The following is a 13,100-nucleotide window of genomic DNA, read 5'->3' on the forward strand; positions in this document are numbered from 1 at the left end:
GCCCCTTAACCGGACCTTAGCGTCGCCCCACGACCCGCCCAACCCGGTCACGGGGCACACTCGGGGCATGGATCGCCGCTCGTGGCTCGCCGTCACCGGCTGGTTGGCCACCACCGCCGCCGCCACGCTCGTCGGGCTGGCCGCCGTCGACCTGGTGGGCGCGGGCATCACCGGCACGGCCGGCGGGGTACGCACCGAGCAGGACGTCGCCCGCGCGCTCGCCGAGCCCGGGGCGGCTCCGCCGAGGTCGGAGCGCGCGACCCCGGTGCCGACGACGGGCGGGCCGTCCACCCCGGGCGGGTCCCGGCGTGGCTTCGTGACCGCCGGCGGCAGCGTGGAGGCCGAGTGCGGGCCGGCCGGGGTGCGCGTGGTGACGTGGTCGCCGGCGCCGGGATACCGGACGAAGGACGACGACAGAGGTCCGGACGACCACGTCGAGATCCGCTTCGTCGGCGCCTCCGACGAGCACGAACTTCGACTGCGCTGCCGCGACGGGGTCCCGGTCCGGGACCTCGACGACTGACGTTTTCCCAGCTCAGAGGCGTTGACTGTCAGTGATCGGACAGCCCTGTCGCTGGTTGACGGGCGACGGATCGACATAGCTTCGGAGGAAGAGGGCGATCGCCGCTGATCGTCCGCAAGCACCACGAACGCCTCCCGCCGGCGTACCGGTGGGAGAGAGGAACACCATGCCCAGCCCCAGATCGAGGAGGGGAACGACCGGCCAGCCCACCCCGAGCGTGCAGGAGGTCGCGCGCGTCGACACCGAGATCAACTCGTGCTCGCCGGCCGGATTGCCAGCCACCGCCCGGGTGCTGTTCGCGGTGGTCGACGCGAACGGGACCCTGGTCCGCGGTCTCGGCGCCACCTCGGCCACCCGACTCGCCGCCGGGATGTACCAGGTCGCCTTCGACCAGGACGTGGCCGGGGCCGCGTACGTCGGAACCGTCGGCCCGGCCGCCGGCGGCGGGCTCGCCCCGCAGGGCGTCATCACCGTGGCGCCCCGTACCGGCATCGCCAACGCGGTCTTCGTCGAGACGCACGCCGCCAGCGGGCACGCGGACCGTCCGTTCCACCTGGCCGTGCTCGCCTGACGGGGCGACGGCGGGCCGCCCGGGTGTGGCAGCATCGCGCGGTGCGTCCGTACCGCCTGCTCGCCGCGACCGCCGTCCTGCTCGGATTCGCGGCGGCGGCGCTGGTGCTGCTCGGGTGCGTGCGGGCCCACAGACGAGCGCACGGCGCCGCACGACCTGGGTCGTAACGTCGCCGCGCTCTGGCCGTCTCCCACCGCCGCAGCCGTACGGCGGTACGTCAGCGGGGACCTGGCTCGACCGGCCCAGCCCGCACCGGTCTTGTCGGCAGCAGATGCCCGTCCGGAGAGGATCCAAACCTGACCGGGGTGGGGAATTCCACCATCTGCGAGTCCCGGCGTGGTCGGCGCGCGAACGGGGTATGAGCGGGCCATGGAGCATTTCACGATCGCGACCGTCGCCGAGAAGAGTCCCGACTTCCGCCGCGTGCTCTGGACCGGGGAGCACACCCAGCTGGTCATCATGACCATCCCGCCGGGCGGTGAGATCGGCGAGGAGGTCCACGAGGGCATCGACCAGATCCTGACGTTCGTCAGCGGCACCGGCGAGGCGCGGGTGGCGGGCGAGAAGAAGGAGGTCGTCTCCGGCGACCTGGTGGTCGTGCCCGCCGGCACGAAGCACAACTTCGTCAACACCGGGCCGAACCCGCTGGTGCTCTACACCGTCTACGGCCCGCCGGAGCACGCCGACGGCGCGGTGCACAAGACGAAGGAGGAGGCGGACGCGGCCGAGGAGGCCGGCGAGGACGAGCCGCCGACGTCCTGACGCCCCGTGGGCAGGTGTTAAGAGGGGGCCCCGCCTCTACCGGAGACGTTAAGCAGGGGCCCCTCCTTACACCAGGTCCGGGTACTTGATGCCGGCGCCGGTGTTCAGCACGACCACGCGCTCGTCGGGGCGGATCCAGCCGCCGGCCCGCAGGTGCCGGGCGGCGGTCAGGCAGGCCGCGCCCTCCGGGCACAGCAGCAGCCCCTCGCGGGCGGCGAAGTCGCGCAGGTCGGTGAGGATCTCCGCGTCGTCCACCGCGATCGCGGTGCCGGCGCTCTCCCGCAGCGCGGTCAGGATCAGCTCGTCGCCGAGCGGGGCCGGCACGGTGATGCCGAACGCGACGGTGTGCGCGTCCGCCCACGGGGTGGCCCGCGCCTCGCCGGCCGCGAACGCGCGCACGATCGGCGCGCAGCCGGTGGACTGCACGGCCACCAGACGGGGCAGCCGGTCCTCCACCCACCCCAGCTCACGCAGCTCGTGCAGCGCCTTGTGGATGCCGATCAACCCGACGCCGCCCCCGGTCGGGTAGACGATGACGTCGGGCACCTGCCAGCCGAGCTGCTCGACGATCTCGTACCCCATCGTCTTCTTGCCTTCCAGGCGGTACGGCTCGCGCAGCGTGCCGGCGTCGAAGATCCGCCCGTCCGACCCGGCGACCAGCTCGGCGATCTCCCGACCGGCGTCGTTGATCAGGCCGTCGACCAGCCGCAGGTCCGCGCCGGCGGCGAGGCACTCCTGGCGGCAGATGGTCGGCGCGGCCAGCGGCATGGCGATCGTCGCGCTGATCCCGGCCCGGGCCGCGTACGTCGCCCAGGCCGCCCCGGCGTTGCCGTTGGTCGGCATGGCGATCCGCTCGACGCCCAGTTCCCGGGCCCGACTCACGCCGACGGCCGCGCCCCGCGCCTTGAAGGACCCGGTCGGGGTCAGCCCCTCGTCCTTGACGATCAGGTCCGTGATGCCGATCTCGTGGCCGTACGCCGGGGCGCGCCACATCGGCGTCCAGCCCTCGCCCAGCGTGGTGACGAACCTCGGGTCGGCCACCGGCAGCAGCTCCCGGTAGCGCCACAGGTCGGCCGGGCGCAGCCCGAACCGCTCCGGGGTCACCGCGGCGGCCACCGTGGCCAGGTCGTAGCGGGCCAGCAGCGGCGAGCCGCACCCGCACAGGTTCTGCGGCCTGTCGGCCGGGTGCTCCAGGCCGCAGCGCGGGCACTCCAGGTGCGTCAGGTGCACGGTGGTCCTCAGCTCGCGTCGATGCTCAGCCAGTGCCGGCTGCGCCGGCCCGGCTCGTACGGGGAGTCGAGGCGTTTCGCCACCACTCCCGGGAGCCCCTGCTCACGGGCGGCCCGTAGGGCGTCCGCGCCGACTCCCGGGAACCAGGGCGGAGTCTGCCAGTGCGGGCCGGCGAGCGCCAGACCGTCGAGCAGGTCACGGCGTTGCGCGTACGGCACGTCGAGGCTGCTCACGCCCTCCAGCCAGAGCAGGTCGACGGCGAGGAACTGGCCGTCGCGCCGGGTGGGCGGGTGGAGCCGGCCGGCCGGGTCGATCCGCGCCAGCACGCCGTCCAGCACCACCTCGGTCGGGGCCAGCTCCTCGGCCAACGCCCGCGCCCACGGGTACGCAGCGGTCACGTCCGCGTCGTCGCCGTCGAGCAGCCGCAGCCGGCCGCCCGAGACGTACGCCATGGCCCGCACGCCCGGCCAGCGCAGCTCGTACCCCCAGGCGTCGGCGTCGCGCGGCAGCCGCTTCCCCTCGGCGGCGCGCATCGGGCGGACCAGCTCGGGCATCGGCGTCCAGCCCGCCGGCGCCGGGTCGGTGCGCCGGACCATCCAGTCCCGGCCCCGGCCGCCGGTGGCGAACAGGACGTACCGCCCCGTGGTGCGCTCGCCGTCGAGCACGACGATCACCTCGTCGTCGCGCCACTTCTCCGCGCGGTAGGTGCCGCTGTCGTGCACGGTCATCCGCCCGCCGCCGTACTCCCCGGCCGGGATCTCGCCGGAGAAGGTCAGGTACTCCATCGGGTGGTCCTCGGTGTGCACGGCGAGGTGGTTGCGGCCCGGGTCGCGGGGCAGGCCGCGCGGCACCGCCCAGGAGGCCAGCACGCCGTCGTGCTCCAGCCGCAGGTCCCAGTGCAGGCTGCGGGCGTGGTGCTGCTGGATGACGAAGCGGGGCGCGGCCCGGGCCGGCCGCCTGCGGCGCGGGGTCCGCTCGGGCACCGGCTCCGGGGTACGCGCCGCGTCCCGCCTGCGCCGGTACTCCTCCAGCCGGTCCGCCACCCCCGCATTGTCCGTCAGACCGGCCCGTCGTGCCGGCATGGCGGCGACGATCAGGGGTAGAACCGACGACATGGACCTCGACCAGCCCACCCTCCCGCTCCCCGGCGACGTCCGGATCCCGCTGCTCGGCTTCGGCACCTGGCAGGCCACCGGCGAGGACGGCTACCAGGCCGTGCTCGCCGCGCTGGACGCCGGCTACCGGCACATCGACACCGCGACGATGTACGGCAACGAGAAGGAGGTGGGGCGCGCGGTCAAGGAGAGCGGACTGCGCCGGGAGGACCTGTTCATCACCACCAAGCTGCCGCCGGACCGGGTGGGCCGGGAGCGGGAGACGATCGAGGCCAGCCTGGCCGCCCTGGACACCGAGTACGTCGACCTGTGGCTGGTGCACTGGCCGCCGTCCGCGCCCGGTGACAGCATCCCGGTCTGGCGGGAGATGCTGGCCGCCCGGGACGAGAACCTGGCCCGGGCCGTCGGCGTGAGCAACTACTCGGTCGCGCAGCTGGACGAGCTGATCCAGGCCACCGAGGAGACGCCCGCGGTCAACCAGATCCGCTGGAGCCCGTCGCTGTACGACCGGCAGACCCACGCCGCCCACCGGGACCGGGGGGTGGCGTTGGAGGGCTACAGCCCGTTCAAGACCAGTGACCTGTCCGACCCGGTGCTGGTCCGGATCGCGCAGGCGCACGACGTGTCGCCGGCCCAGGTGGTGCTGCGCTGGCACATCGACCACGAGACCGTGGTCATCCCGAAGTCGGTCACGCCGGAGCGGATCCGGGTCAACGCCGACGTGTTCGGGTTCTCGCTGACCGCCGAGGAGATGCGCGACATCGACGCCCTCGGCGGCTGACCGCGTACGCGGAAAGGGGCGCGGTCGCGGTGGCGACCGCGCCCCTTCACGCTGCGGCGGTCAGCCTCGGGCGCAGGTGGCGCCGTTGAGGGAGAAGCTGCTCGGCGCGGAGAAGCTGCCGTTCAGCGTGGCCTGGTAGCCGAAGTTGGTCGAGGCGCCCGGGGACAGGGTGCCGTTGTAGCTGACGTTGCGCGCGGTCACCGCCGAGCCGCTCTGGCTCACCGTGGCGTTCCACGCGCTGGTCACGTTCTGTCCGGAGGGCAGGTTGTAGTTCAGCGTCCAGCCGTTGATCGTGCCGGAGCCGGTGTTCTTGATGGTCACCTCGGCGGTGAAGCCGTTGTTCCACACGTTCGTCGCCCGGTACGTCACGGTGCAGGCCGCGCCGGACGGCGGGTTCGTCGTCGGCGTGCCGGTCGGCGGCGTGGTCGTGGGCGGCGGGTTGCTGCCGGTGTTGACGCTCTGCGAGAACGAGTTGACGGCCAGCCCGACGCCGCCCTGCCACGGCTCGAAGCCGGCCTGGATGCTGGTCAGGTACCAGTCGTTGGTGATCGCGCCGCGGTTGCGGGTGTCGTTGATGAACGCCATCGCGTCGAAGCTGAAGCTGGGGACCGCCGACGGCGCCACGTACGAGATGACGTTGTTGGAGCCGTTGCTGCCCCGCCAGACCTCCCAGGTCCGGCCGGCGATGCTGGCGTTGCCGACCGGCGAGCCGATGGGCTGGATCGGACCCTGCCGGTTGAGCCAGATCATGATCTCCATCTGGTTGACCCCGTCCCGCTTGGGCGACGGGTCGAGCCAGATGTCGTAGGCGGCGTCGTAGATCGCGCCGCCGACGTAGTTGTAGCTGATGCTCGCGGGCGCGCTGGCGATGTTCTTCACCTGGACCGGCAGGTTCGTGCCCGGCGAACAGTTGGTGTAGTGGCAGCCCACGAAGATGGACGGGTAGGAGACCGGCGCCCCGTTGGTCGGCGCGGAGCCGTCCGCCCGGGTGATCGAGAAGCCGGTCGAGGTGACGTTGATGCACTGCTGCGCGCTGGTGCCCCAGCGGTTGTTCTGCACCACGTACTTGCCGCCGATGGTGGTCGAGCCGTACTGCTCGCAGATCTGGGTGTCGGCGGAGGCGTTGCCGCCGAGCGCGACGGCGACGACGGCGCTGGCGGCCAGCAGACCGGCCGCGGCGATGGCCCTGAGTGGACGCTTCATGATGCTCCTTGGCTCGGCGCGAGGGGCGCCGGATCTGTGGGGTGGTACGAGCGGGAGCGCTCCCACGTTCACGTCACACATTTACATGTCTGAAACCGTTGCGCAACTGGACCGGTTAAGCTGTCGTGGGCGCCGATCCTCCGGTTGGCGTGGGATTCCTGCTGGTGGGACGGCGGGGGCCGTCGACCGGGTGCCCGCGCCAGGGCCGACGGGCACTTTCGCCGCCTGGTTGCGGCGAGTAATGTCTTGCCTCCAACGCGTTCCGATCCCCTCCGGAGGCGTACCCCACGATGGGTGGTTCCCCCCTGCGCATCCTCGTCGTCGGCGCGGGCATCGCCGGCCTCGCCGTGGCCCGGGCGCTGCGCCTGGCGGGGTTCCGGCCCGACGTCACCGAGCGGCTGCCGCCCACCGAGCACACCGACACCGGCCTCTATCTCCCCGGCAACGCGGCCCGGGCGATGCGCCGGCTCGACCTGGACGGTCCGCTGCGCCCGCTCGGCCAGGTGGTCCACCGGCAGCGCTTCCTCGACGCCGCCGGGGCGCCGCTGTGCGAGGTGGACCTCGACGCGCTCTGGGCCGGAGTGGGGGAGTGCCGGGCGCTGCCCCGGGCCGAGCTGCACCGGGTGCTGCTCACCGGCGCCGGCGGCGCGGTTCGGCACGGCGCCGAGGTGAGCACCGTCGAGCCGCTGCCCGGCCGCGTCGCGGTCGGCTTCACCGACGGCACCTGCGGGGAGTACGACCTGGTCGTGGGCGCCGACGGGCCCCGCTCCGCGGTGCGCACGCTGGCCGCGCTCGGCGGACCGCCCCGCCCGGCCGGCCAGGTGGTCTACCGCGCCGTCGTGCGCGGCGGCCCCCGGGTCGCCGACTGGACCGCCCTGCTCGGGCAACGCGCCGGCTTCCTGGTCGTGCCGCTCGGCGCCGGTCGGCTCTACTGCTATGCCGACGAGGCCGGCACCGACCTGCCGGCCGACCCGCTCGCCCGGCTGCGCGAGCTGTTCGGCGACTACGGCGGTCCGGTGCCCGAGGTGCTGGCCGCGCTGGAGACCGTGCACGTCGAACGCACCGAGGAGGTCGAGCTGGGGCGCTGGTTCCACGGCCGGGTGCTGCTCGTCGGTGACGCCGCTCACGCGACCGCGCCGACGCTCTCCCAGGGGGCCGCCATGGCGCTGGAGGACGCCGTCGTGCTCGCCGAGTCGCTGCACGCCGCCGGCAGCGTCGACGCCGCCCTGATCGCGTACGAGAGTCGCCGCCGGCCGCGTACCCGCTGGGTGCGGGACCGGACCCGGGACCGCAACCGCACCCGCGACGTGCCGCCGGCGCTGCGCGACCCGCTGCTGCGCGGGCGCGGCGGGCGGATCTTCGGGGAGCACTACCGGCTCCTCACCGGCCCGCTGTAGCCGGCGGAAGATCGTAGCCGCCCACCCCACGCGGCGGGGCCACCTACCGGGGACTATCCTCCTTGCGGATGACGGCTGCGCCGATGACCAGCGCGCCGAGCGGGACAACCCAGAACCGGAGGCCACTCGTGACCACCGTCGCACCCAAGCCGGTCGTGACCCGGCCCTGGCCGGTCCGCGAGCCGGTCAAGGGGTCGGCCCTCGCGCGGCTGCTGCGCACCACGGACGCGAAGCAGATCGGGATCATGTACATGGTCACCGCGTTCGCGTTCTTCATGATCGGTGGCCTGATGGCCCTGATCATGCGCGCCGAGCTGGCGCGACCGGGGCTGCAGTTCCTGTCGCCCGAGCAGTACAACCAGCTCTTCACCATGCACGGCACGATCATGCTGCTGTTCTTCGCGACGCCGATCGTGTTCGCCTTCGCGAACTACGTGGTGCCGCTGCAGATCGGCGCGCCCGACGTGTCGTTCCCCCGGCTGAACGCGTTCGCCTACTGGCTGTACCTGTTCGGCGGCACGCTCGCCACCGCGGGCTTCATCGCCCCGGGTGGCGCGGCCGACTTCGGCTGGACGGCCTACACGCCGCTGAGCACGGTCGAGCACTCGCCGGGCGTCGGCGCCAACATGTGGGTGGTCGGCCTGGCCATCTCCGGTCTGGGCACGATCCTCGGCGCGGTCAACCTGATCACCACGATCCTGACCCTGCGCGCGCCCGGCATGACCATGTTCCGGATGCCGATCTTCACCTGGAACATGCTGGTCACCAGCCTGCTGGCCATCCTGGTCTTCCCGCTGCTGGCCGCCGCGCTCTTCGCGCTCGCCGCGGACCGCCTGCTCGGCGCCCACGTGTACGACCCGGCGACCGGCGGGCCGATGCTCTGGCAGCACCTGTTCTGGTTCTTCGGGCACCCCGAGGTCTACATCATCGCGCTGCCGTTCTTCGGCATCATCACCGAGATCATTCCGGTCTTCTCCCGGAAGCCGATCTTCGGTTACAAGGGCCTGGTGGCGGCGACCATCGCCATCGCCGCCCTGTCGATGAGCGTCTGGGCGCACCACATGTTCGCCACCGGCCAGGTGCTGCTGCCGTTCTTCAGCTTCCTCAGCTACCTGATCGCCGTGCCCACCGGTATGAAGTTCTTCAACTGGATCGGCACCATGTGGCGGGGCCAGATCACCTTCGAGACGCCGATGCTGTTCGCGGTCGGCTTCCTGGTGACCTTCCTCTTCGGTGGTCTGACCGGTGTGCTGCTGGCCAGCCCGCCGCTCGACTTCCACCTGCACGACTCGTACTTCGTGGTGGCGCACTTCCACTACGTGCTCTTCGGCACCATCGTGTTCGCCGTCTTCGGCGGCATCTACTTCTGGTTCCCGAAGATGTTCGGCCGGATGCTCGACGAACGGCTCGGCAAGATCCACTTCTGGCTGACCATGATCGGCTTCCACACCACGTTCCTGGTGCAGCACTGGCTGGGCAACGAGGGCATGCCGCGGCGCTACGCCGACTACCTGCCCAGCGACGGCTTCACCACGCTGAACATGATCTCCACGATCGGCGCGTTCATCACCGGTATCTCGACCCTGCCGTTCATCTGGAACTGCTGGAAGTCGTACAAGACCGGTCCGGTGGTCGAGGTCGACGACCCGTGGGGTCACGGCAACTCGCTCGAGTGGGCCACCAGCTCCCCGCCGCCGCTGCGCAACTTCGACCGGATGCCGCGGATCCGCTCCGAGCGGCCGGCCTTCGACGCGAAGTTCCCCGAGCTGGCCGCCGGGCAGTCCCTGGCCGGCCCGCCCGAGGGCGGCGCCAAGCCGCTGACCAGCGAGTCCAACGGTGGCGCCAGCTACCAGGAGGACACCGCGGGCAACCACGACCAGCGCTAGACCGCCTGGCGAGCCCACGACGGGCGCCGCACCCCACCACCGGAGGGGCGCGGCGCCCGTCGCCATTCCCCCAAGCCCTCTGTGCCGGGCTCACTTACCCCGGTCGATCATGAGGTTGGCTCTCACAAGTCGGACAAACCGTACGGCCAACCTCATGATCGATCGGCACCTGCGTTGATCAAGGAGTTTGCGCCGGACTCAGGGGGTGATCCGACCGGGCGCCTTCTGTCGATCATGAGGTTGGCCGCGACGAATCGGACAAACTGTGCGGTCAACTTCATGATCGGCCGGCCGGCGCGTCGATCAAGGAGTTTGCGTCGGGAATCCGGGGGCGGTTCGACGCGAACTCCTTGGTCAACACCTCTCTGGCCCAGCTCAGGGCTGGGCCGGATGCGACCGGTGCGGTGCGGTGCGGTGCGGTGCGGGCCGGCCGTGGCGGGGGCGGCGGGGTCCGTGGGCGGTCAGGGGGTGGCGGGGGCCAGTTCGGGCTCGGGGGCGGCGACCGGCGCCGGGCTGCGGCGGTGGCGCAGCTCGACCGGGAGGACGGCCAGCGCCACCAGCAGCCCGATCGCCCCGGTGACCACGAAGCCCCAGGCCGGTGCGGACGCGTCGATCACCGCGCCGGCCAGCGGCGCGCCGAGCGCGATGCCGACGGTCACCGCGGAGCCGTGCAGACCCATCGCCATGCCGCGGACGCCGGGCGGGGCGAGCCGGCTCACCGCGTCCGAGGTGGCCGCGATGGTGGGCGCGCAGAGCGCCCCGGTGGGGATCAGCGCGAGACTGAGCAGCCACCAGTGCGACCCGCCCAGGCCGACCGGAATCGTGGTGAGGCTGAGCGCCGCCACCAGCGCCAGCGGGGGGAAGGAGCGGCGTACGGCGCCGTAGGCGAAGCCGCCCACCAGCGAGGCGACCGCCCAGGCGGCCAGCACGGCGCCGGTCCAGCCGACCTCGCCGCCGGCGCGCAGCACGGCCACCACGGCGACGTCGGTGCCGCCCAGCACCAGGGTGGCGGCCAGGCTGACCGCCAGCACGGCGAGCAGGCGCGGGGTGAGCCACTCCCGACGGGACACCGCGCGTTGCGGGCCGGTCGACTCGTCTGCGGCCCGGGTCGGCGGGTCGAGCAGCCAGAAGCAGATGCCGGCGGCGACGATCCCGGCGCCCACCGCCCAGAGGGTGAGCCGGGGCGTGACGGTGGTGGCCAGGGCCACGGCGAGGGCCGGGCCGACCATGAACGACAGCTCCACCGACATCGAGTCCAGCGCGTACGCCGGCCGGCGTCGCTCCGCCGGCACCAGCGCCGCGATCGACTGGCGCACCACCGAGAAGACCGGCAGCGCGAGCAGGCCGGCCAGGAACGCGGCGGGCAGCAGCACCGGGTACGACAGGGTCGGCGCGGCGGCCCAGAACAGGCCCTCGGCGACCGTGGTGAGCAGCAGCACCGGCCGCAGCCCGCGCCGGTCGACCAGCCGGCCGAGCAGCGGTGAGCCGAGCGCGGCGCCGATGGTCGACGCGGCGCCCACCAGACCGGCGGCGCCGTAGCCCCGCCCCAGGTCGAGCACCACGTAGAAGGTGAGCGTCACGCCGGTCGCGGTCAGCGGCATGCGGGCCAGCACGGACACCAGCAGCAACGACCGCAGGCCGGGCAGGGCGAGGGCCTCCCGGTAAGGCTTCAGGTTCACGACGGTCCGTACCTCCCGCGCCATCCTGGGCCGGGGGTACGACAGCCGCAAGCGATTACCTGGTCAAGCGGCCCTGATCACAGGCTCGCCCGTCGTGGCGACCCCGGCGCCGTCGAGCGCGCGCAGCGCCACGTCCAGCGTCCCCGGGGCCACGGCCGCGGTCAGGTCCAGCAGCACCGTGGTGCGGAAGCCCTCCCGGGCGGCGTCCAGCGCGGTCGCGCGTACGCAGTGGTCGGTGGCGATGCCGACCACGTCGACCCGGTCGACGTCGCGGCGGCGCAGCCAGTCGGCCAGGCACTCGCCGTCGCGCGCGTGGCCCTCGAAACCGGAGTACGCGGCCGCGTGCTCGCCCTTGTGGAAGATTTCCTCCACCCGGTCGGTGACCAGCTCGGGGTGGAACTCGGAGCCGGACGTGCCGACCACGCAGTGCCGGGGCCAGGAGTCGACGAAGTCCGGCGGGTCGCCGAAGTGCGCGCCCGGGTCGATGTGGTAGTCCTTCGTCGCGACCACGTGGTCCCAGCGGTCCGGCTCGGCGGCGAGCAGCCGGGAGATCCCGGCGGCCACCCCGGCCCCACCGCCGACCGCGAGGGACCCGCCCTCGCAGAAGTCGTTCTGCACGTCCACGATGATCAGGGCGTTCGCCATCTGGCCGGTCCTCCTCAGCTCGCGGGTACGACCGTCACCGGAACGGCCGGGTCCCCGCCGGAGAGCTTGAGCCCCTCCCACGGGATGGAGATCAGACACTGTCGCAGGTGCTCCCGGGACTCGTCCAGCGTCGGGAGCGTGACCGGTTCGCCGGAGACCACGAACGAGTGTTGGAGCAGCCGGTCGTTGGGCTGCCGGTCGGGCACGCCCTGCGGCACGACGACCTCCTCGGTGGCGGTGCCGGTCGGCTTGTGCCGGCGTACCGCGACCTTCCGACCGCCGATGGTGGCCTTGTGCTCGGAGCGCTTGACCACCGGCCGCCCCTCCACCTCGACCAGCTTGTAGACGAGGCCGGCGGTGGGCGCGCCGGAGCCGGTCACCACTGCCGTGCCGGCGCCGTACATGTCCACCGGCTCGGCGGCCAGCGAGGCGATCGCGTACTCGTCCAGGTCGCCCGAGACGATGATCTTCGTCTCGGTGGCGCCCAGCGAGTCGAGCAGCTCCCGGGACTGCTGGGCGATCACCGCGAGGTCGCCCGAGTCGATCCGGACCGCGCGCAGCTCCGGGCCGGCGACCGCGATGGCGTTGCGGATGCCCTGGGCGATGTCGTACGTGTCGACCAGCAGCGTGGTGTCCTTGCCCAGCGTGGCGACCTGGGAGGCGAACGCGGTCCGCTCGTCGTCGTGCAGCAGCGTGAACGCGTGCGCGGCGGTGCCCGCGGTGGGGATGCCGTAGCGCTGTCCGGCGGCCAGGTTGGAGGTGAACCGGAACCCGGCCAGGTACGCCGCCCGCGCGGCGGCGACCGCGGCCTCCTCGTGCGCCCGGCGGGAGCCCATCTCGATCAGCGCCCGGCCCCGGGCGGCGGTGACCATCCGCGCCGCCGCGGCGGCGACCGCGCAGTCGTGGTTGAGCACCGACAGCACCAGCGTCTCCAGCACCACGCACTCGGCGAACGTGCCGGACACGGTGAGGATCGGGGAGCCGGGGAAGAACAGCTCGCCCTCGGCGTAGCCGTCGACGTCGCCGGTGAAGCGGTAGTCGGCCAGCCACCGGGCGGCGCGGTCGTCGACCACGCCGGTGCGACGGAGGAAGTCGATCTCCGCCGGGTCGAAGCGGAAGTCGCGGATCATCTCGATCAGGCGACCGGTGCCGGCGACCACCCCGTACCGGCGGCCGGCCGGCAGTCGCCGGCTGAACACCTCGAAGACGCAGCGTCGGTCGGCGGTGCCGTCCTGCAGGGCCGCGCTGACCATGGTCAGCTCGTAGTGGTCGGTCAGCAGCGCGGGGCGAAGGGTGCTCACCGCCCCA

12 protein-coding genes are annotated in these 13,100 nt (G+C 72.8%); 6 read left to right on the forward strand and 6 right to left on the reverse strand.

All coding sequences use genetic code 11. The features are described from left to right. Window positions 1-67 precede the first annotated feature (67 nt). The 3 genes from O7600_RS24710 (at window position 68) to O7600_RS24720 (ending at window position 1,856) form a co-directional block, all read left to right on the forward strand. Window positions 68-523, forward strand: a complete 456-nt coding sequence (locus tag O7600_RS24710; RefSeq protein WP_281590873.1) for a septum formation initiator — start codon at window positions 68-70, stop codon at window positions 521-523. A 166-nt stretch (window positions 524-689) separates the two neighbouring features. Beyond that, window positions 690-1,094 (forward strand): hypothetical protein, encoded by a 405-nt coding sequence (locus O7600_RS24715; RefSeq protein ID WP_281590874.1) that lies wholly within the window; start codon window positions 690-692, stop codon window positions 1,092-1,094. Between the two features lie 369 nt (window positions 1,095-1,463). Next, complete coding sequence (locus O7600_RS24720; RefSeq protein ID WP_013284343.1) at window positions 1,464-1,856, forward strand: cupin domain-containing protein; 393 nt, start codon at window positions 1,464-1,466, stop codon at window positions 1,854-1,856. A 66-nt stretch (window positions 1,857-1,922) separates the two neighbouring features. On the opposite strand, the gene O7600_RS24725 is transcribed toward O7600_RS24720, so the two are convergent. Both O7600_RS24725 and O7600_RS24730 read right to left on the reverse strand, forming a co-directional pair. Then, a complete protein-coding gene (locus O7600_RS24725) occupies window positions 1,923-3,086 on the reverse strand; it encodes a threonine synthase (RefSeq protein WP_281590875.1) in 1,164 nt (387 codons plus the stop codon). 8 nt (window positions 3,087-3,094) lie between these two features. Continuing rightward, window positions 3,095-4,129 carry a DNA polymerase ligase N-terminal domain-containing protein gene (locus tag O7600_RS24730; RefSeq protein WP_281590876.1) on the reverse strand — a complete coding sequence of 345 codons (1,035 nt, stop codon included), beginning with the start codon at window positions 4,127-4,129 and terminating at the stop codon, window positions 3,095-3,097. 70 nt (window positions 4,130-4,199) lie between these two features. Here O7600_RS24730 and O7600_RS24735 point away from each other — a divergent pair, with 70 nt between their 5' ends. Continuing rightward, window positions 4,200-4,982 carry an aldo/keto reductase gene (locus tag O7600_RS24735; RefSeq protein ID WP_281590877.1) on the forward strand — a complete coding sequence of 261 codons (783 nt, stop codon included), beginning with the start codon at window positions 4,200-4,202 and terminating at the stop codon, window positions 4,980-4,982. Between the two features lie 60 nt (window positions 4,983-5,042). On the opposite strand, the gene O7600_RS24740 is transcribed toward O7600_RS24735, so the two are convergent. After that, the gene (locus tag O7600_RS24740) at window positions 5,043-6,185 is read right to left on the reverse strand and encodes a cellulose binding domain-containing protein (protein ID WP_281590878.1); all 1,143 of its coding nucleotides are present in this window, start codon (window positions 6,183-6,185) and stop codon (window positions 5,043-5,045) included. Window positions 6,186-6,475: 290 nt separating this feature from the next. Between O7600_RS24740 and O7600_RS24745 the strand changes: the two genes are divergently transcribed. Both O7600_RS24745 and ctaD read left to right on the forward strand, forming a co-directional pair. Beyond that, window positions 6,476-7,582, forward strand: a complete 1,107-nt coding sequence (locus O7600_RS24745) for an FAD-dependent monooxygenase (RefSeq protein WP_281590879.1) — start codon at window positions 6,476-6,478, stop codon at window positions 7,580-7,582. A gap of 128 nt (window positions 7,583-7,710) precedes the next feature. After that, a complete protein-coding gene (gene ctaD, locus O7600_RS24750; RefSeq protein WP_281590880.1) occupies window positions 7,711-9,468 on the forward strand; it encodes a cytochrome c oxidase subunit I in 1,758 nt (585 codons plus the stop codon). A gap of 461 nt (window positions 9,469-9,929) precedes the next feature. Here the strand turns inward: ctaD and O7600_RS24755 are convergent, their stop codons facing one another. The 3 genes from O7600_RS24755 to O7600_RS24765 are packed head-to-tail and all read right to left on the reverse strand — an operon-like array spanning window position 9,930 to window position 13,093. Continuing rightward, window positions 9,930-11,171 (reverse strand): MFS transporter, encoded by a 1,242-nt coding sequence (locus tag O7600_RS24755; RefSeq protein WP_281590881.1) that lies wholly within the window; start codon window positions 11,169-11,171, stop codon window positions 9,930-9,932. 39 nt (window positions 11,172-11,210) lie between these two features. After that, a complete protein-coding gene (locus O7600_RS24760; RefSeq protein WP_281590882.1) occupies window positions 11,211-11,792 on the reverse strand; it encodes an isochorismatase family protein in 582 nt (193 codons plus the stop codon). 14 nt (window positions 11,793-11,806) lie between these two features. Continuing rightward, window positions 11,807-13,093 carry a nicotinate phosphoribosyltransferase gene (locus O7600_RS24765; protein WP_091581035.1) on the reverse strand — a complete coding sequence of 429 codons (1,287 nt, stop codon included), beginning with the start codon at window positions 13,091-13,093 and terminating at the stop codon, window positions 11,807-11,809. Between the last annotated feature and the right edge of the window lie 7 nt (window positions 13,094-13,100).

Source organism: Micromonospora sp. WMMA1998, from assembly GCF_027497375.1.
Classification (GTDB): Bacteria; Actinomycetota; Actinomycetes; order Mycobacteriales; family Micromonosporaceae; genus Micromonospora; species Micromonospora sediminicola.